We start from the raw sequence: 19,547 nt of genomic DNA on the forward strand, positions 1-19,547 counted from the left end.
TATCTGTCTGGTGGGTCGGGAGAGTTGGAGCGAACCTGGAGTCAGTGCCCCATTCCGAGACCGCCGTCCACCGGGATCACGGCCCCGGTCACGTAAGCAGCTTGCTCGGATGCGAGAAAGGTTACCAGGCCTGCGATCTCGTCTGCAGTACCGTATCGGCGCAGGGGCACCTGGGCGAGGATCTCGGTCCTGCGCGCCTCGGGCAGTTCCCTGGTCATGTCGGTGTCGACGAATCCCGGCGCGACCACGTTCGCGGTGATGTTCCGGGAGCCGAGCTCCCGGGCGACCGAACGCGCCAGTCCGACGAGGCCCGCCTTGGAGGCCGAGTAGTTGACCTGGCCGACGCCTCCGGACAGGCCTGCCACCGAGGAGATGAAGATCATCCGGCCCCAGCGCTTCCTGAGCATGCCGGAGGCGGCCCGCTTCGCCATCCGGTAGGCACCGGTGAGATTCGCATCGACCACCCTGGTGAAGGAATCCTCGCTCATCCGCAGGAGCAACGTGTCGTCGGTGATCCCGGCGTTGGACACCAGGATCTCGACCGGTCCCTGGGTCGCTTCCACCTGTGCGAACGCCGCGTCCACGGCGGCGCCGTCGGTGACGTCGCAGACCACCGACCCCAGACCGGCGGGGGCTTCGCCGCTGCGCACGGTGACCGTCACCCGGTGGCCGGCCGCAGCCAGGTTCCGGGCGATGGCCAGTCCTATCCCCCGGTTCCCGCCGGTCACCAGTACTGATCGCGAAACGAACTCCGGTGCTTCGCCAACCGGGTCAGCCGATGTCACTGCACTACCTCCAGGAAGAAACCCGCCGACCATCGACGCACGCCGCGGCGCAGCACTGCGCCGCGCCAGCTGACCCTATCGGGCGAAGCGGCCGCACACCGCCGCCGACGAGCGGGGCGATCAGGGAATGCGGCCACCGATGACGAGCGCGCCCGCCGCCCCGAGGATCACCAGGATGGTGCCCGCGATCAGCCAGGGCCTTGACACGTCCTGTTGCTTGAGCTCGTACCCGATCTGTTCCCCGAGCTGGGAGTAGACCGATTTGAGCTCGGAACCTGTTGCGGCAGTGTGGTAATCGCCGCCGGAGATGCGCGCGATGTCCTGCATCGACGACGTGTCCAGCGGCACCGGGATGACCGAACCCTGGAAGTTGATGGTGCCGTGATCGGTACCGAAGGCGATCATCGAGATCGGAATCTTGGCCGTCGCCGCCTGAGTGGCCGCGTCGTTGACGCTGCGGCCCACGGTCTGCTTGCCGTCGGTCATCATCACGATCCGGGCGGGAGCCGGCCCGTCGGCCCCGCTGATGGTCTTGGAGAAGACGTCGATCGTCTGCAGACAGGAGATGATCGCGTCCCCCGTGGCGGTCCGCTCGTCCAGCTTGAGGGCGGCGATCGCTGCGATCACCGAGGTCCGCTCTGTGGTCGGCGAGACCAGCACCGTGGAGATGCCGGCGAAGGAGACCAACCCGAGGTTCACCCCGGGCGTCAGCTCCTTGACGAAGGTGGTTGCGGCCTCCTTCGCGGCGTCGAGTCGGTCGGGCGAGACGTCGGTGGACTCCATCGAGAGCGACACGTCGATGGCCAGCATCACGGTGGCCCGGTTGCGCGGGACCTTGGCATCGGCGGTGGGCCCGGCGAGCGCGACCGTCAGGAGCAACAGGGCGACCAGGATCACCCCGGTGGGCAGGTGCCGGGTGCGCCCGGGCCGCTTGGGGGCGACCTTTTCCAGGAGCTCCAGATTCGCGAACCGCAGTGTGTGCCGGCGGGCCCGGCGCTGCGCCAGGACGTATCCGACGAGCAGAGCGAGCACCGCGACTCCCGCGGCGAACCAGACCGGATGGGCGAAGGTCACCGCGCGCCCCCCGACAGGAGCGGGGGCCGGGCGAGCTGGGCGGTCTGGACGACGGCCGAACCGTTCGCGGTCGACGGTCCGCCGGCCCAGCCCCGTTTGCGGCTCAGGACGAAGCGGAGCACGTCGGCGATCCAGTCGCCGTCGGTCCGGAGCGTCAGCTGGGCGGCGCCACAGCGGCGCAGCACGGTGGCGACGGCCCGGCGATGATCGGCCGACGCCTGTGCGAAGTCGGCCCGAAGTCTGGGCGTGGTCGAGACCTCCTTTGTCCGGCCGGTCTCCGGGTCGACCAGGGTGACAAGGCCGACCGCCGGAAGTTCCAGGTCGCGGGGATCCAGCACCTCGATGGCCAGCAGGTCGTGACGACCGGACAGGGCACGCAGGGATCGTTCCCAATCGATGTCGCCGAGGAAATCGGAGATCACCACGGCCAACCCGCGGCGTCGTGGGGGTCGGCGGAGCTGTTCGAGCGCGGCCGCCAGGTCACCGCGCCGGCCGACGGTCGATCGGGGGGTGGAGGCCAGCGCCCGCAGCAGGTGCTGCAGGCTGGCCCGTCCGCCACGTGCCGGATACCTCGACGTCCCGCTGCCGGAGGAGACAACGGCGCCCAGCCGGTTACCGCCGCCGCCGGTCAGGTGGCCGACCGCGGCGGCCGCGGCCACCACCAGGTCCCGCTTCTCGCAACCGGCGGTGCCGAAGTCCAGCGAGGCCGAGAGGTCGGCGACCAGCCAGGTCTCCAGCTCGCGGTCGGCGACCGTCTGCCGGATGTGCGCCTCGGTCGTCCGGGCCGTGACGGACCAGTCCATCCGCCGGACGTCGTCGCCGGCGTAGTAGGGCCTCGCGTCGCCGGGCTCGGTTCCCGGACCCGGGACCAGGCCGAGGTGGTTGCCCTGCAGCAGTCCGTCGAGCCGGCGCCGCACGGTGAGTTCCAGGGAGGTCAGCGCAGCGTCCAGCCTGGCCGGGTCCGCCGTCGAGGGGGGTGCGCCAGATCTGCGGTCGGCTCCCGCCGGCATCAGGCGACGCCGGTGTGCGTGTAGGGGCTGACCTGGGGCAGCGGGATCACCTGGAGAATTTTCGTCAGGATGGTGTCCACCGGGATGCCGTCGGCCAGGGCGTCGTAGGACAGCACCAGCCGGTGCCGCAGCACGTCGGGTGCCACGTCGACGACGTCCTGGGGGACCACGAAGTCGCGGCCGCGCACGAGCGCAAGGGCACGGGCGGCAGCGACGATGCCGAGCGAGGCGCGGGGGGACGCCCCGTACGAAAGCCAGGACGCCACGTCGGTGAGCCCGTGCTCGGCGGGAGTCCTGGTGGCGTAGACCAGACGCACCACGTAGTCGACCAGGGCGTGATGCACGAACACATTGGCCGCGACCTGCTGCAGCCTGGCCAGTTCCGCGATCGGCAGCACCTGCTGGGCCACCGGCGGGGTGACACCCATCCGGTAGACGATCTCGCGCTCCTCGTCAGGTTCCGGATACCCCACCAGCAGCTTGAACAGGAACCTGTCGCGTTGGGCTTCCGGCAGGGGGTAGACGCCCTCGTTCTCGATCGGGTTCTGGGTGGCCATCACCAGGAACGGGTCCGGCATCGGGTACGTCTTCCCGCCGATCGAGACGTGGCGCTCTGCCATCACCTCGAGCAGTGCTGACTGGACCTTGGCCGGCGCCCGGTTGATCTCGTCGGTCAGGACGAAGTTCGCCACCACCGGGCCCAGTTCGGTGTCGAACTCCTCCCGACCGGCCCGGTAGATCCGGGTGCCGAGCAGATCCGAGGGCACCAGGTCAGGGGTGAACTGGATACGGGAGAAGGTCCCACCGACCACTCTGGCGAAGGTCTCGACCGCCAGCGTCTTGGCCACCCCTGGCACGCCCTCGATCAGGATGTGGCCCTTGGCCAGCAGGCCGACGAGCATCCGTTCGACGAGACGATCCTGCCCGACGATGACCTTCTTGACCTCGAACACCGTGCGCTCGAGCAGCACCGCGTCGCGCGACGGTGGCTGCCGGTCCGCGAACTGCGACTGCGGCTGAGGCAGCGGCTGGGCGAACGGCGGCTGCGGCTGGCCGGACGTGAACGGCGGCTGCGACTGGGCGAACGGCCGCGGCGGCGGACCGAACGGAACGGACTGGGGGGCCTGGCCGGCCTGGGTGGGAGTCGGCGGCTGGGTCGGGGCCTGCTGCGGGCTCCCCTGCCGGTCCGACTCCAACCTCGTCGGGTCGAATTCCGAATCGCCTGCTGCCTGCGCCGTCACCGGCTGCTCCTCACGTCTTGCCCCACTCGGCATACCCATGTCACCACTCAATCATGACCCGTCCTCGGCGGGCCGGGATTCAGGCGCGGTGAGCTTCCAGCGGATCAGATCTTCCGGACGGTCCACGTCTGCGCCGACACCCACGTCCACCGGCACCGTTGCGCCGATCAGCGGAGCCAGCAGATCCGAGAGGCGGGCATCGTGCCAGGACGGGCGGAGGGCCACCGAGCCCAGCAGCGCCGACCATCGCCAGACCCCGGCCAGGTACTGACGGCGCCCGTCGGGATCGCACAGGACGGCGCCGTCGAGCCCTTCGCGGACGACCGCGTCTGCGAGGGCCCTGACCGCTGCACGGTCGATGCCCGGTAGATCCGAGGCCAGTGCCACCACCAGGTCCCGGGTGCCCGGACCGCTGACGTCCTCGCGGTCGGCCGGCGCACGATGTTCGGCCAGCGCGCGGAGACCGGCCACCAGAGCGGCCGCCGGGCCGCCGCCCGGTGGATTCTCGAGCGCCTGCAGAGTGCCCGGCGGAAGTTCACGGTCGGGCCCGACGACCACCGTCAGTGCCGGCGCGACGGCGGCCAGCGCGATGTCCACCAACCGGCGTCCGTGCAGCAGGAGCCCGGGCTTGTCGACCAGGCCCAGCCGACGGCCGGAGCCGCCGGCCAGGATGACCGCGAACGCCGGTCCGTCAGGTGCCGGGACGGGTCGCACCGATGTAGCCGTTGCCGAAGTCGACGGGACTGATCTCGACGTAGGCACCCGAGTAGGGGGCCTGCACCATCTGACCGCCTCCGGCGTACATGGTCACGTGATGGATGGTGCTGGGATCGTTGGTGTCGTTCGCGTAGAACAGCAAATCACCGGGCAACAGGTCGGACGTGGCGATGTGCTGGCCGAGGGCGTACTGGTAGACGGTGTAGTGCGGCAACGACACGCCCTGCTGGGCCCACGCGTACAGGGTGAGACCCGAGCAGTCGAAACCCGTGATGTTGCAGTCGTTCTCGGCACCGTTCGAGGCGCAGATGCCCAGCGTCGGGCCACTGCTGGTGCCGCCGCCCCAGGAATAGGGGGTTCCGACCCACTGCTCGGCGGCCGCCACTGCAGCCTGTCCGGCGGCCGCCGACCATCCACCCGAGGCCGGCTGCGGGGTGGTGGAGGTACCGGAACCGGAGCTGGATCCGGAACTGGATCCCCCTCCGGAATTGTCCACCGGTGGCGACGGGTTGTTCAAGATCTCGCAGGCGAGCCCGTTCCGGTTCGTGTCGAGCGCGAGCCGGTACCCGGGTGAGCCCCTCTTGATCGGCGCGACGCCTGCCGCGACGGCGTCCGCGCAGGTGGCGTAGTACACGCCCGCGTTGACCGGAACCCTGTTCCTGGCCGCGCTCGCAGCCGCAGCAGCATCGGCTGCGGCCCGCGCGGACCGTGCCGCGGTTGCGGCTCTGAGCTGTGCCTGCTCGTCGTCACTTCGCTGCTTGGCCAGTCGCGCTGCCGCGTCGGCGGCGGCCTGTTGGGCTGCCGCCCTGGCCGCAGCGGCCTTCGCGGCCGCCGCAGCAGCGGCCTGCAGTCGGGCTCGCTCCGCCGCCACGGCTCTGGCTTCGGCTGCCGCCTCTGCCGCAGCCTTGGCCGCGGCCGCCTTCTCGGCCGCCAACTTCGCGGCCGCCGCTGCCTTCGCCCGTGCGATCGCCGCCAGGCGCAGACGTTCCTCCTCGGCCTTCTTGGCCGCGAGCCACTGGTTGTACTGCGCACGCTGGTTCTGCAGGTCGGCGACCTTGCTCAGGGCGAGCTGGTAGGCGTCCTCCTGGCTGCTCAGCTGGGCATTCAGCTGGACCAACCGGGCCTTGCCGGCCGTGAACGCGTCATCGGCCGTCTGCTTGGCGGTTTCGGCAGTCTTCTCGGCCTGCACCGCGGCGGCCTGCTTGGCGTCGGCATTGTCGCGCGCCACCCGGGCATCGGAGTCCAGGTTCGCCTTGTTGCTCAGCGACGTCTGCAGCTTGGCGATGACATCCAGCTGGGACTTGGAGATCTCGGTGAGCAGTTGCTGCCGGACGAGGAGATCGCCGGCGCTCGAGGAGTCCATCAGGGCCGTGACGGATCCGAGCACCGATCCCTGACGGAACGATGCGGCGGCGAATCGGGCCGCCTTGGTCTGGGCATCGGTGATCGCCCCACCGGCCGCGCCGGCGGTGGTGGCCGCGGTGCGCGCCTGCCCTGCCGCAGCGGCCGCGTCGGCCTGCGCAAGTTGCAGATCGATGCGCGACTTGAGGACCAGTTCCCCCTTGAGCTCCAGATCGTTGTTGAGCTGGCTGATCTGGCCCTGGGTCGCACTGACGAGTCCGGAGAGGCGGCCCACCTCGGCCGCGGACGACGTCGCCGTCGACTGCGAGTCCTGGATCTGCCGGTCGGACGGATTCGGCGGGGGCGGCGGGATGGCGCCCGCCTGCAGGCCGACTCCGACGAACAGGCTCAACGAGAGCACAGCACAGATGCCGGTCGAGATGACCGATCGGGTGCGGCCGGCCAGCGCCACGACAACTCCTCCCCCGCGGAGACCCCGCGGTTGGATAGACGGATCCTTGCAAAGCCTGCAAACCTCATGCGTATCTTCTGTCAATACGACACGCCACGTAGCACCATGCCACTTTGTCCCCCCGATACGCCAGTAGTCACTGCAAACCCAATCGTCCCAAAACGGACATGCTGGACATAGTTCATCCGTCTGGGTCCGGGACGACCTAGTTGTGACGCAGCGTGATCAGCAGCAAGGTTCTCGTTCTGCTCCACCGACCGACGCCCATCGGTCACACTGTGGGGGTGCATCTCGCAGACTCGGCCGGCGTTCGCCACGCCGGTGCCCCCACCGGACGTTCGTCAGGGCGGGTGCGTGCGGCGGGAGCCGTCCTGGTCTTCACCGGCCCGGTCGTGGTGGTGTGCGGGACCTTCGCTCCGTGGCTGACCTCCGGCGGAGTGGACCGGGACAGCTACGCCATCGCCGGAGTCGTCGATCGGCTGTCGCTGGCGGGTGACGGATTCGGATCGACCGCCCTGTCCTGGTGGCCGTTGATCGGGCCGATCGCGATGCTCCCACTGATCACCGGGATGCTCCGCTGGTGGCGGACCTCGGCGTGGATCGCGATCGCCTTCGGCCTGCTGATCGGAATCGTCGGCGGTGCGGTGCTGGCGGTGGCCGGCGGTCACGTGGCAGCGGGTGTCCAGCTGGCCCCTGCGGGACCGACGATCACCGTGGTCGGCGCCGTCATCGCGCTCCTCGGCGGTGCGGTGATCCTGCTGGCAGGTGTCCGGGCGATAGGCCCGGCCCGCGCGCCGGTGATGGTGGTGGTGGCGGTCGATGATGCCGCCGCAGGACCGACGAAACCGTTTGCCGGCCTTTCCCGTCAGAGGGCTCGACAACTGCCTGACGGATCGCAGTGAAGTTCGAGAATCGCAGTGAAAGGGGACCAAGTCCACGATGAGCGAGAACTACGGACCGCAGAATCCGTACGGGCAGACGCCCGGCGAGCAGAATCCGTACGGGCAGACGCCTGGCGGGCAGCCGGGTGGGCCGCAGCCGCAGCCCGGCCAGGCGCAACCGCCGTCGTACGGGCAGCCGGCGCCGTACGGGCAGCCGGCGTACGGCCAGCAGCCACCGACCTACGCGCAGCCGAACTACGGCCAGCAGCCACCGACCTACGGGCAGCCGGTCTACGGGCAGCCGGCCTATTCGCCGCAGGGTGCGGTCGACCCGCAGCACGGGTACGCCCCGCCGTCACCGGCCACGCCCCCGGCCGGATCCGGCAGCGGCCGGAAGAGCCGCACCGCCATGATCATCACGGTCGCCGCGGTCGTGCTCGCATTGGTGGCCGGCGGTGGCTTCTACTACTTCGCGCACGCGGACACGCAGTCCGCCGGTGGACAGGCCAGCCCGCAGGAGGCGGCCAACGCGATGCTGTTGTCGCTGAGCCAGAAGGATCCGATCGGTGTCGCCGACCAGCTCGACCCGGCCGAGGCTTCGTTGTTCGCCGATCTCAACGGCGAGTTCCTCACGCAGCTCAAGAGGCTGGACATCCTGCAGCCCAGTGCCACCGCCACGTCGATCACCGGGTCGACCATCACCGTGACCGGACTGACCTACGGCAGTGCGCCCGATCAGATCAACGACCACATCACGGTCGTGAAGCTGACCGGCGGCACCGTCACGGTGACCACCGACCCGGCCAAGCTGCCGGTCACCGACAAGATCAAAGCCGTCGCCGGGACCGCCCTGGCCCGGCCGGCCAAGACCCAGACCTACCAGATCGCCGACGAGGTCAAGAAGCTCGGTCATCCGATTCGCATCGCCACGGTCGACCGCAACGGCAAGTGGTACCCGAGCCTGTTCTACACGGCGGCGGACTACTGGGCCCAGCAGTCCAAGGTCGGCAACCCGACGGCCGCAGACTTCATCGCCCCGGCCGGCGGGACCAGCCCGGAGGATGCGATGAACCAGCTGCTCGCCGCGGCCACCGGTGGTGACTACGACAAGCTCATCGCGCTGCTGCCGCCACAGGAGATGGGCGTCATGCACGACTACGGCAAGCTCATCACGAGCAGGATCCCGAAATCCGGAACCGCCGCTCTGGGGTCGGTCAAGTTCTCCGGCGCCACCTGGAACGTCTCGGACGTCGCCGGTGGCAAGCTGGTCTCGCTCAAGACGTTGACCATCACCACCGGGTCGCAGTCCATCGCCGTCACCCGTGATGTGGCCGCCGGCTCGCTGTCGGTGGCAGTGTCCGGGCAGCCCCCGATCGTCCTGAGCAAGGACACCATCGGCAAGTTCATCGCCACTGCGATGGGCGGCTCCTCCAGTGCGGTGCTGACGCCCCAGGTGATCACCATCATCGGCAACGAGTTCCAGCAGCTGATGGGTGTCGGCGTCGTGATGACGCAGGACGGCAGCCAGTGGTACGCGAGCCCGGTCCGCTCCTACGCGGAGCTGTTCGTCACCCTGATGAAGGGCCTGCAGCCCAGCGATATCGACTACTTCCTCTCGCTCGCCAAGAAGTAGGGCCGCACCACCAGGTCCCAGTGCATTCGCGAAGGGCCCGGACGGAGCATCGCGCTCCGTCCGGGCCCTTCGTCGTTCCACGGCTTGCGATGGTCGTACCTGCACGCCGGACCCCCTCGCTCCAGCGCCGGGAGCAGCCGCCACGAAGTAGGTTTGCCGCTCTAGCAGGACAAGCGTACTGTTTGAATCACGCGGTCGAAGACGCCCAGGCACAGAGTTCTCCGGAGTGCTTCGTAGGGTGGCTTCTGCGCCGCTGATCCAGCATCGCCGACCCTCGTCCACCCCGCTTCCCGCACGGCTACCGCCGCCGCGGACGCACTCTGCGCAGCGGGCAGGGCGACGCCACCGAAGAAGGAGCAACCGCGTGTCTTCCAGCCAGGACAGCTTCGCTGCCAAGCAGACCTTGACCGTCACCTCCGGCGCTGCCGAACGCAGCTACGAGATCTACCGGATCAAGGACGTGGACGGTCTCGAGAACGCCGCCAAGCTCCCCTACTCGCTCAAGGTGCTGCTGGAGAACCTGGTGCGCACCGAGGACGGCGCGAACATCACCGCCGACCACATCCGCGCGCTGGCCAACTGGGATCCGAGCTCCGAACCCGACACCGAGATCCAGTTCACCCCGGCCCGGGTGATCATGCAGGACTTCACCGGTGTGCCCTGCATCGTGGACCTGGCCACCATGCGCGAGGCGATGGCCGACCTCGGCGGCGACCCGGACAAGATCAACCCACTGGCGCCGGCCGAGATGGTGATCGACCATTCCGTCATCGCCGACGTGTTCGGTCGCGCGGACGCCTTCGAGCGGAACGTGGAGCTGGAGTACGAGCGCAACAAGGAGCGCTACCAGTTCCTGCGCTGGGGCCAGACCGCGTTCGACGAGTTCAAGGTCGTGCCGCCGGGGACCGGCATCGTCCACCAGGTCAACATCGAGCACCTGGCCCGGGTCGTCATGGTGCGGGGCGGGATCGCCTACCCCGACACCCTGGTCGGCACCGACTCCCACACCACCATGGTCAACGGTCTGGGCGTGCTCGGCTGGGGTGTCGGCGGCATCGAGGCCGAGGCGGCCATGCTCGGGCAGCCCGTGTCCATGCTCATCCCCCGCGTCGTCGGCTTCAAGCTGACCGGCACCCTGCCGGACGGCACCACGGCCACCGACCTGGTCCTGACCATCACCGAGATGCTCCGCAAGCACGGCGTGGTCGGCAAGTTCGTCGAGTTCTACGGAGAGGGCGTCGCCGCCGTCCCGCTGGCCAACCGCGCCACCATCGGCAACATGAGCCCGGAGTTCGGCTCGACCGCCGCCATGTTCCCGATCGACGACGAGACGATCAGGTACATGCGGCTGACCGGCCGTCCCGAGGAGCAGCTGGCCCTGGTCGAGGCCTACGCGAAGGCCCAGGGGCTGTGGCACGACGCCGCGGCCGAGCCGGTGTTCTCCGAGTACCTGTCGCTCGACCTCGGTTCGATCGTCCCCTCGATCGCCGGTCCGAAGCGTCCCCAGGACCGCGTCATCCTCTCCGAGTCGGTCCCGATGTTCCGGAAAGCGTTGCAGGCCTACGTCTCTCATGACGACGCCGACAACGGGGTCGAGGACGGCAAGGACTCGTTCCCGGCGTCGGACTCCCCGTCGCACACCGCCCCGAAGCGAGCGTCCAAGCCCACCAGGGTGACGATGGACGGCCAGGAGTTCGAACTGGACCACGGCCACGTCGCGGTCGCGGCCATCACCTCCTGCACCAACACCTCGAACCCGCAGGTGATGATCGGCGCTGCGCTGCTGGCCAAGAAAGCCGTGGAGAAGGGCCTGGAGCGCAAGCCGTGGGTCAAGACCACGCTCTCCCCCGGTTCCAAGGTCGTCATGGACTACTACGACCGCGCCGGCCTGCTCCCCTACATGGAGAAGCTCGGCTTCAACCTGACCGGTTTCGGCTGCATGACGTGCATCGGCAACTCCGGCCCGCTGCAGGACGAGATCTCCGCCGCCATCAACCAAGCCGACCTCGCGGTCGTCTCGGTGCTGTCGGGCAACCGCAACTTCGAGGGCCGGATCAACCCGGACATCAAGATGAACTACCTGGCCTCCCCGCCGCTGGTGGTGGCCTATGCGATCGCCGGCTCGATGGACATCGACATCACCCGGGATTCCCTGGGTACGGATCAGAACGGGCACGACGTCTTCTTGAAGGACATCTGGCCGTCTCCGCAGGAGGTCGAGGAGACCATCGCGATGGCGATCAACCAGGAGATGTTCACCCGCGACTACGCCGACGTGTTCGCCGGTGACGAGCGATGGAAGGGCCTGCAGACCCCCACCGGCAAGACCTTCGAGTGGGACCCGGACTCCACCTACGTCCGCAAGCCCACCTACTTCGAGGGCATGTCACCGGAGCCGTCCCCGGTCGTCGACATCTCCGGCGCGCGGGTGCTCGCCAAGCTCGGTGATTCGGTGACCACCGACCACATCTCGCCGGCCGGCAACATCAAGGCGGGTACCCCGGCCGCCCAGTACCTGACGGAGCACGGCGTCGCCCGTCCGGACTTCAACTCCTACGGCTCGCGCCGCGGCAACCACGAGGTGATGATCCGCGGCACCTTCGCCAACATCCGCCTGCGCAACCAGCTCCTGACGGACGTCGAGGGTGGCTACACCCGGAACTTCCTGGCCGGCGGCGAGCAGTCGTTCATCTACGACGCGTCGGCCGCCTACCAGGCCGCCGGAATCCCGCTGGTGATCCTCGCCGGCGCCGAATACGGGTCCGGGTCCTCCCGCGACTGGGCGGCCAAGGGCACCGCCCTGCTGGGTGTCAAGGCCGTCATCGCGGTGTCCTACGAACGCATCCATCGCTCGAACCTGATCGGGATGGGCGTCATCCCCCTGCAGTTTCCGGCCGGGGACACCGCAGAGACGCTCGGTCTGTCCGGGACGGAGACGTTCGCGATCTCCGGCATCACCGCACTGAACGACGGCGCGACGCCGAAGACAGTCAAGGTCACCGCGACCGGCACGGACGGAAAGGTGACCGAGTTCGACGCCAAGGTCCGCATCGACACCCCCGGTGAGGCCGACTACTACCGCAACGGCGGGATCATGCAGTACGTGCTGCGGAACCTGCTGGCCGACTCCAAGTAGGTCGGCGGCAGATGCCCCGGGTCAGCCCGGATCACCTGGAGGCCCGTCGCCAGCAGATCCTCGACGGCGCCCGTGCCGCCTTCGCGCGGCACGGGTACGAGGGCGCGACCGTGCGGGTGCTCGAGGAGGAGATCGGGCTGAGCCGGGGCGCGATCTTCCACCACTTCGCCGACAAGGATGCCGTGTTCATGGCCCTGGCCGGTCAGGACGCCGCCGCGATGGCGGCCACCGTCGCCCGCGAGGGTCTGGTGCAGGTGATGCGGGACATGATCGGCGCGCCCGACACCGGCTGGCTCGGCACCCAGTTGGAGATCTCCCGGCGATCGCGGACCGACACCCGCTTCCGGGAGGCGTGGGCCGCGCAGTCCGCGCAGGTCAGGGTGGCGACGCGGGCCCGCCTCAACAGGCAGCGGGAAGCCGGGATCCTCCGGACCGACGTCGAGGTCGAGGTCCTGGCCTGCTACCTGGAACTCGTCCTCGAGGGTCTGGTGACGCACCTCGCGGAGGACCTGCCCGGCGACGCCATGTCCCCGGTGCTGGACGTGGTGGAGATGTCCGTCCGGCGCTGACCCCTCGCCCCGCCTCTGCTGACGTCCTGCACAACGCTGGCAATAGCCATCACTGTGCAGGACGTCCGGTAGATGCCAGCTCGCGGAGCCGGTTCAGCTGCTCGCTCTGTTCGGCCAGGAGTTGCTCCCCGGGGCTCAGGACGACGGCGGATCCGATCAACCTCGTGACAGCCCTGGCCGCTTCGACCGGTGCCTCCAGGATGGCGTCCACCAGGTCCGACAGGGCGACGTCCAGGTCGTCGTTCGCCACGCGCAGGAGAGCAAGACCGGTGCGTACCGCCTCGTAGGCATCGATCCGGCGACCGGTGACGCAGATCTCGAGGGCGCGCTGGTAGCCGACCGCCCTGACCAACGGGCCGGTGCCACCGAGGTCGGGAACCAGACCCAGCCCGACCTCGGCCATGCAGAACTGCGCGTCGTCGGCCGCGATGACCAGATCGCAGGCCAACGCGAGCTGGAACCCGGCCCCCACCGCGTGTCCGGCGACCGCGGCGATCGAGATGAAGGACGGGTCGGAGAGCCAGGTGAATCCGCGCTGGAAGCCCGCGATCATGTTGTGGGCGACCGCGTCCGGGGCGGAGGCGATCTGCGTCAGGACCGAGTTGCCGTCCAGCGCGAACATGCTGCGGTCCAGACCGGCCGAGAAGGATTCACCCGCACCTCGCAGGACCACCACCCTGGTCGCGGCCGGCAGCCGCGAACCGATGTGCGCCAACGCTTCCCAGGTCTCCGGGAGTTGCGCATTGCGGATGTCGGGACGATTGAGGGTGATGGTCAGCACCGGCTCCGAGTAGTCGGCCAGCAGCCGCCCGCGGGCGAGTACTGCTTCGTCGAACGAGGGGCCGGGTGCCGTGGTGTGCGTCGAGGTGGTCACGCGGTCATTCGTACCACCGGTGGACGCGGTTCACTTCTTCTTGAGCCGGGTCGCACCGCCGCGGCCACGCAGCGGGACATCGGCATCGACGAGCAACCGATGGACGAAGCCGTAGGACCTGCCGGTACCGTCGGCCAGCGCCCGGATGCTCAGTCCCTTCTCGTACTTCTTCCGCAGATCCGCCGTCAGCTTGTCGCGAGCGGAGCCGGTGATCCTGGCGCCCTTGCGTATGGCGGTGGCCCTGCTGGGTTCGTGCTTCATCGGAGTTGACGGCGACTCTGCGATCACGTCCGCACCTTCTTGTCTGCTCGGGTCGGCCCCGGGCGGGTACGCCGCGCAACCGGATCCCGACCCGCGGCGTCGCAAGGGGTGATGACCCATGATCGAACAGAACCACCGGGCCCGCCACCGCTGGCGGTACATCCGACCACCATTGCAGAGCCGGACCACCGTAGGGCGCGCCCCGTCAGGCGAGCTCGACCAGGTCCAGGTAGTCGGCCGACCAGTGGTCTTCGCTGCCGTCCGGCAGCAGGATCACCCGCTCGGGGTGCAGCGCGGCGACGGCACCGGGGTCGTGGGTGACCAGGACGACGGCACCGGCGTACCGCCGGAGGGCGTCCAGGACCTGCTCGCGGCTGGCCGGGTCGAGGTTGTTGGTCGGTTCGTCCAGCAGCAGTACGTTCGCCGCGGAAGAGACCAACCCGGCCAGTGCCAGCCGCGTCTTCTCGCCGCCGGACAGGGTGCCGGCCCGCTGCTCGAGCTGTTCACCGGTGAACAGGAACGTGCCGAGCAGGTTGCGCAGTTCCTGCGCGCCGGCGTCTGGAGCGGCGCTGCGGATGTTCTCCCAGACGGTCCGGTCCGGATCCAGGGTCTCGTGCTCCTGGGCGTAGTAGCCCAGCTTCAGACCGTGGCCCGGCTCCACCGCACCCGTATCGGGCTTCTCGCGGCCGCCGAGCAGCTTGAGCAGTGTCGTCTTGCCGGCGCCGTTGAAACCGAGCACCACGACGCGGCTACCGCGGTCGATGGCAAGGTCGACGCCGGTGAAGATCTCCAGGGAGCCGTAGGACTTGGACAGGTTCTTCGCCGTCAGCGGCGTCTTCCCGCAGGGGGCCGGCTCCGGGAAACGGATCTTGGCGACCCGGTCGGACACACGCACCTCGTCGAGGTTGGCGATCAGGGCCTCGGCCCGGCGGACCATCTGGTGCGCGGCGGCGGCCTTGGTGGCCTTGGCGCCCAGCTTCGCGGCCTGCGTGATGAGGACCGCAGCCTTCTTCTCGGCATTGGCGCGTTCCCGTCGGCGGCGCTGCTCGTCGGTCGACCTCGCCTCCAGGTACCTGCTCCAGGTCATGTTGTAGATGTCCAGTTCGCCGCGCACCGCATCCAGGAACCAGACCTTGTTCACGACGGCGGCGAGCAGCTCGACGTCGTGCGAGATGATCACCAACCCACCGGAGAAGCTCTTCAGGAAATCCCGCAGCCAGGTGATCGAGTCGGCGTCGAGGTGGTTGGTCGGTTCGTCCAGCAGCAGCATCGTGCCGTCACCGGCGTCCGCCGCAGCGAAGAGGATCCGCGCGAGCTCGACCCGGCGGCGCTGGCCACCGGAAAGGGTCCGCATCGGCTGTTCGAGGATGCGATCCGGCAGCCCGAGGTTGGAGGTGATCCTGGCCGCCTCCGATTCGGCGGCGTAGCCACCGAGGGTGGAGAAGCGCTCCTCGATCCGGCCGTAGCGCTCGACGGCGTCGTCGCGCTCCCCGCCCGTCAGCTCGGCCATCTGGATGTGGACCTTCTCCAGCTGGGCGACCATCACGTCCAGGCCGCGCGCCGACAGCACCCGGTCGCGGGCCGTCATGTCCAGGTCGCCCTCGCGGGGATCCTGCGGGAGATAGCCGACGGGGCCGCTGATCGAGATGTTGCCGCCGTAGGGAGCGCTCTCCCCGGCCAGCACGCGGAGACTGGTGGTCTTGCCTGCACCGTTCCGGCCGACCAGACCGACCCGGTCGCCGTGCTGGAGGCGGACGGTGGTGTCGGCGAGCAGGATCCGGGTCCCAGCCCGCAGTTCAAGGCCGGTTGCGGTGATCACGTGTTCCGATTCTACCGGGGTAATGTCCGATCCCCCGCCAACACGGCGTCGGACCAGGTGAGTCTGCCCACCTCGCACGGTCGGCCGGCCCCGCCCTGGTCCACCCGCCCCTACCGTCCCGGCAGGGGCGGCTACCTGCCGAAGCCGGCCTTGCGGAGTGCGTCGGCCAGTGAGCCGGCTGCGGGCGCGGGTTCCTGGGTCCGGGCCGCTTCCGGACGCCGGGCGGGTGGCCGGGCGTCGCGGTTGCCCTGCGTCCGCGCACCCCGCTGCTGCTCCGGACGACCGCCGCCGCCACCGCCACCGCCGCGCGGCACCCGCGCCGCGCCCGGTTCGTCGTCGAGTCGCAGCGTCAGGGAGATGCGTTGACGGGCCGGGTCCACCTCCATCACCTTCACCTTGACGACCTGGCCCGACCTGACCACCTCGCGCGGGTCGCTGACGAACTTGTTCGACATGGCGGAGACGTGGACCAATCCGTCCTGGTGCACGCCGACGTCGACGAAGGCGCCGAAGGCCGCGACGTTCGTGACCACCCCCTCCAGCACCATGCCCACCCGCAGGTCGGACATCTTCTCCACCCCGTCGGCGAACGTGGCCGTGGTGAACGCCGGGCGCGGATCCCGACCCGGCTTCTCCAGCTCGGCCAGGATGTCCGTCACGGTGGGGATGCCGAAGGTGTCGTCGACGAGTTCCGCCGGAACCAGGCTCCGCAGCAGTGTCGTGTTGCCGATCAGGTCATCCAACCCCGTCCCCGTCGAACCGAGGATGCGACGCACGACCGGATAGGCCTCCGGGTGGACGCTGGAACGGTCGAGGGGGTCGGCTCCGGCGGCGATCCGCAGGAAGCCGGCGCACTGCTCGTAGGCCTTCGGGCCCAACCGCGGGACGTTCTTCAACGCGCCACGAGAGGCGAAGGGGCCGTTGCTGTTTCGATGGTTGACGATGTTCTCGGCCAGCGTGGTGGTGATGCCGGAGACCCTGGCCAGCAGCGGCACCGATGCGGTGTTGACGTCGACGCCGACCGCGTTCACGCAGTCCTCCACCACGGCATCGAGCGACCTGGCCAGCATCGACTCGGCCAGATCGTGCTGGTACTGGCCGACTCCGATCGACTTCGGATCGATCTTCACGAGTTCCGCCAGCGGATCCTGCAGGCGTCTCGCGATCGACACCGCACCCCGGATCGAGACGTCGAGGTCCGGCAGTTCCGCCGAGGCGTAGGCGCTGGCCGAATAGACGGATGCGCCCGCCTCGGACACGACGATCTTGGTGAGTCCCGGTACCCGGCCGATCAGCTCGCCGGCCAGCTTGTCGGTCTCCCGCGAGGCGGTGCCGTTGCCGATCGACACCAGCTCCACGTGATGGGTGACGACGAGCTGGTGGAGACTGGCGAGCGCTGCGTCCCAACGGTTGTGCGGCTGGTGGGGGTAGATGGTGTCGATCGCGACGACCTTGCCGGTGCCGTCGACCACGGCCACCTTCACGCCCGTCCGGAAACCCGGATCGAGGCCAAGGGTCGGCCGGCTGCCGGCCGGCGCAGCCAGCAACAGGTCGCGCAGGTTCGAGGCGAACACCCCGGCCGCGGCCTGCTCGGCGGCGTGGCGCAGCCGCATCCTGACGTCGATGCCCAACGACACCGACAGCCTCGTCCGCCAAGCCCACCGGACCGTCTCACGGAGCCACCGGTCGCCCGGACGACCGTGATCGGCGATACCGAAGCGAGCCGCGATCCGCCGCTCGTAGTCGGTCGGCGCCGTGTCCAGCGGGTCGGGATCCTGCGAGTCGCAGCTGACCGAGACGTTCAGGATCTCGTCCTTCTCACCCCGGAACATGGCGAGGACCCGGTGCGAGGGGATGCTGGTGAGCTTCTCCGCAAAATCGAAGTAGTCGGAGAACTTCGAGCCGTCGTCCTCCTTGCCCTTCTGCACGGACGACACCAGGCGACCACGGGTCCAGAGCAGCTCACGCAGGCCGCCGACGAGATCGGCGTCCTCGCCGAACCTCTCGACCAGGATCGAACGGGCACCCGCCAGTGCCTCTGCAATGTCCGCGACGCCCCGCTCCGGCGCGACGAAGGGTCGGGCTGCCTGCTCGGGGGCCTGGTCCACGTGCTCGAGCAGCAGCAGCGCCAGGGGCTCCAGTCCGGCTTCGCGGGCGATCTGCGCCTTCGTCCGTCGCTTGGTCCGGTACGGCAGGTAGATGTCCTCGAGTCTGGCCTTGGCATCAGCCGTGGCCAGGCTCGTCTCGAGCGCGACGGTGAGCTTGCCCTGGCTGCGGATGGACTCGATGATCGCGGTGCGCCGGTCGTCCAGCTCCCGCAGATAGGTGAGGCGCTCCTCCAGATCACGCAACTGGGCGTCGTCCAGCGTGCCGGTCGCCTCCTTGCGGTAGCGGGCGATGAACGGGACGGTGGCACCGCCGTCGAGCATGGCGATCGCCGCATCGACCTGCCACTGCGCGACGTTCAGTTCGGCGGCGATACGGCTGCTGACCGAAGGGATCGGGGTGGTCGGAACTTCCGGTGTGCTGCTGACCTCTGGGGCGGACACGATCCTGCCTTCGTTTGCACCGACGCTGCGTTGTCGACGTTCGGATCAGCATTCTGCCCTGTCCACCGTCCGCCATCGCACCGCCGCCGGTGGACGGTCGGCGACTGCCATCCGCCCTCCGCCATCCGCCGTGCGCCGGCCCTCGGCTCAGCGCGTCGAGCGCACGGCACCGGAGGTACTGGTGTGCGCCAGCACCGCATTCATCGCCTGCGGGAACTGTGGACCGACGTCATAGGTCGAGCCGGTCTGGCTGCCGAGATTCCAGAAGCCGATGCCGGCCGCGCCGAAAGTGCTTGCGAGCGCGAAGGTCTTGTCGAATCCTTCGGCCCTGGCCTGGTCGCCGTCCTGGGCGTCGAACCCGAATTCCTCGATGATCCACGGCTTGCGCTGCGACCGGCTGAAGTCGGCGACGGCCGGCACCGTGATGCAACGGTCGCCCGGACCGTAGACGTGCACGGCGTCGACGTCGTTACCGGGGAGCGCGAAGATCGCCTTCCACGGAATGCCCGAATTCCAGTCGAGCTGGAAGAGGCCGCCGGCGGTGCGCAGTTGGCCTGGCGCGAGGTGGTGCCAGTAGGTCAGCACCTTGGAGTAGAATTGCACGAGCGTCGCGGCGGTCAACCCATAGGTGTTCTCGCCGCTGTTGATGGCGTCCACCTCGCCTGCGAAGCTCACCATGCCGATGGTCGGATCGTCGCGGTACCGCACGCCGGTGACGGTGTTCCGGCGATCGGCCACGCTCCGCAGGAACCGGCTCCAGTCGACGGTGTAGGGATTGAGGCCAGCGGTCTTCAGCAGGTTGCGATATGTCGAGAAGTCCAGGACAACCAATAGTCTCGCCGATCCGGCCGCAGCGATCAGGCGATCGACCCTGGCCCACCGCGCCGGGTCGTAGGGCCCGACCGCCGGGGCGGAATGGACGTCGAGATAGTCGGTGATGCGGATCGCGTCGAGGCCGATCGCCCTGGCTTCGGCAACCGTCTGCGATGGATTGTCCAGACCCTGGTAGACGGACGCCATGTACAGCTGCCACGGACGTCCGTCCCGGCACAGCGATCCCGAGCAGACCGTCAGACGCCCCTGGTTCGAGCGGGCATCGGCCGGTACCTGGTCACTCACGGCAACGATCGCGGCAAGCAGAATCGGCGTCAGGCACCTGGCGATCCAACGGGACCAGAACTGATT

Annotated in this window: 15 protein-coding genes; 4 read left to right on the top strand and 11 right to left on the bottom strand. The window is 69.0% G+C overall.

The features are described 5' to 3' along the window. Positions 1 to 41: 41 nt before the first annotated feature. The 6 genes from fabG to H7F38_RS17370 form a co-directional block, all read right to left on the bottom strand. Complete coding sequence (gene fabG / locus H7F38_RS17345) at positions 42 to 728, bottom strand: 3-oxoacyl-ACP reductase FabG (RefSeq protein WP_370531263.1); 687 nt, start codon at positions 726 to 728, stop codon at positions 42 to 44. Between the two features lie 177 nt (positions 729 to 905). Then, a complete protein-coding gene (locus H7F38_RS17350) occupies positions 906 to 1,859 on the bottom strand; it encodes a VWA domain-containing protein (RefSeq protein WP_187091004.1) in 954 nt (317 codons plus the stop codon). After that, on the bottom strand, positions 1,856 to 2,869 hold the full coding sequence (locus H7F38_RS17355; RefSeq protein ID WP_187091005.1) for a DUF58 domain-containing protein: 1,014 nt from the start codon (positions 2,867 to 2,869) through the stop codon (positions 1,856 to 1,858). Before H7F38_RS17355 ends, H7F38_RS17350 begins: the two co-directional genes overlap by 4 nt. Beyond that, a complete protein-coding gene (locus H7F38_RS17360; RefSeq protein ID WP_187094787.1) occupies positions 2,869 to 3,894 on the bottom strand; it encodes a MoxR family ATPase in 1,026 nt (341 codons plus the stop codon). The genes H7F38_RS17355 and H7F38_RS17360 overlap by 1 nt, the downstream gene beginning before the upstream one ends. A 267-nt stretch (positions 3,895 to 4,161) precedes the next feature. After that, positions 4,162 to 4,824: a molybdenum cofactor guanylyltransferase gene (locus H7F38_RS17365; protein WP_187091006.1), complete on the bottom strand. Its 663-nt coding sequence runs from the start codon at positions 4,822 to 4,824 to the stop codon at positions 4,162 to 4,164. After that, positions 4,802 to 6,640: an NlpC/P60 family protein gene (locus H7F38_RS17370; RefSeq protein ID WP_187091007.1), complete on the bottom strand. Its 1,839-nt coding sequence runs from the start codon at positions 6,638 to 6,640 to the stop codon at positions 4,802 to 4,804. The genes H7F38_RS17365 and H7F38_RS17370 overlap by 23 nt, the downstream gene beginning before the upstream one ends. Positions 6,641 to 6,924: 284 nt before the next feature. On the opposite strand from H7F38_RS17370, the gene H7F38_RS17375 reads away from it, so the two are divergent. The 4 genes from H7F38_RS17375 (at position 6,925) to H7F38_RS17390 (ending at position 12,859) form a co-directional block, all read left to right on the top strand. Continuing rightward, entirely contained in the window at positions 6,925 to 7,542 is a 618-nt protein-coding gene (locus tag H7F38_RS17375; RefSeq protein WP_187091008.1) for a hypothetical protein, read from the top strand. 37 nt (positions 7,543 to 7,579) lie between these two features. After that, positions 7,580 to 9,154, top strand: a complete 1,575-nt coding sequence (locus H7F38_RS17380) for a hypothetical protein (protein ID WP_187091009.1) — start codon at positions 7,580 to 7,582, stop codon at positions 9,152 to 9,154. Between the two features lie 364 nt (positions 9,155 to 9,518). Beyond that, complete coding sequence (gene acnA / locus H7F38_RS17385; protein ID WP_187091010.1) at positions 9,519 to 12,290, top strand: aconitate hydratase AcnA; 2,772 nt, start codon at positions 9,519 to 9,521, stop codon at positions 12,288 to 12,290. 11 nt (positions 12,291 to 12,301) lie between these two features. Beyond that, positions 12,302 to 12,859, top strand: coding sequence for a TetR/AcrR family transcriptional regulator (locus tag H7F38_RS17390; RefSeq protein WP_187091011.1), 558 nt, complete (start codon positions 12,302 to 12,304; stop codon positions 12,857 to 12,859). Between the two features lie 49 nt (positions 12,860 to 12,908). Here H7F38_RS17390 and H7F38_RS17395 read toward each other — a convergent pair whose 3' ends face one another. The 5 genes from H7F38_RS17395 to H7F38_RS17415 form a co-directional block, all read right to left on the bottom strand. Continuing rightward, positions 12,909 to 13,733 (bottom strand): enoyl-CoA hydratase/isomerase family protein, encoded by an 825-nt coding sequence (locus H7F38_RS17395; protein ID WP_222618145.1) that lies wholly within the window; start codon positions 13,731 to 13,733, stop codon positions 12,909 to 12,911. 30 nt (positions 13,734 to 13,763) lie between these two features. Continuing rightward, complete coding sequence (locus H7F38_RS17400) at positions 13,764 to 13,994, bottom strand: helix-turn-helix domain-containing protein (RefSeq protein WP_187094789.1); 231 nt, start codon at positions 13,992 to 13,994, stop codon at positions 13,764 to 13,766. 205 nt (positions 13,995 to 14,199) lie between these two features. Beyond that, positions 14,200 to 15,813 carry an ABC-F family ATP-binding cassette domain-containing protein gene (locus H7F38_RS17405; protein ID WP_187091012.1) on the bottom strand — a complete coding sequence of 538 codons (1,614 nt, stop codon included), beginning with the start codon at positions 15,811 to 15,813 and terminating at the stop codon, positions 14,200 to 14,202. Between the two features lie 131 nt (positions 15,814 to 15,944). Further along, the gene (locus tag H7F38_RS17410) at positions 15,945 to 18,362 is read right to left on the bottom strand and encodes a Tex family protein (RefSeq protein ID WP_255498039.1); all 2,418 of its coding nucleotides are present in this window, start codon (positions 18,360 to 18,362) and stop codon (positions 15,945 to 15,947) included. A gap of 147 nt (positions 18,363 to 18,509) precedes the next feature. Then, complete coding sequence (locus H7F38_RS17415) at positions 18,510 to 19,481, bottom strand: hypothetical protein (protein ID WP_187091013.1); 972 nt, start codon at positions 19,479 to 19,481, stop codon at positions 18,510 to 18,512. Between the last annotated feature and the right edge of the window lie 66 nt (positions 19,482 to 19,547).

It is taken from the genome of Nakamurella sp. PAMC28650 (assembly GCF_014303395.1).
Classification (GTDB): Bacteria; Actinomycetota; Actinomycetes; order Mycobacteriales; family Nakamurellaceae; genus Nakamurella.

Bases quoted from the DNA above. Each gene is read 5' to 3' on its own strand.
- H7F38_RS17390 (WP_187091011.1), top strand. From the start codon at position 12,302: ATGCCCCGGGTCAGCCCGGATCACCTGGAGGCCCGTCGCCAGCAGATC.
- H7F38_RS17380 (WP_187091009.1), top strand. From the start codon at position 7,580: ATGAGCGAGAACTACGGACCGCAGAATCCGTACGGGCAGACGCCCGGC.
- H7F38_RS17355 (WP_187091005.1), bottom strand. From the start codon at position 2,869: ATGCCGGCGGGAGCCGACCGCAGATCTGGCGCACCCCCCTCGACGGCG.
- H7F38_RS17400 (WP_187094789.1), bottom strand. From the start codon at position 13,994: ATGAAGCACGAACCCAGCAGGGCCACCGCCATACGCAAGGGCGCCAGG.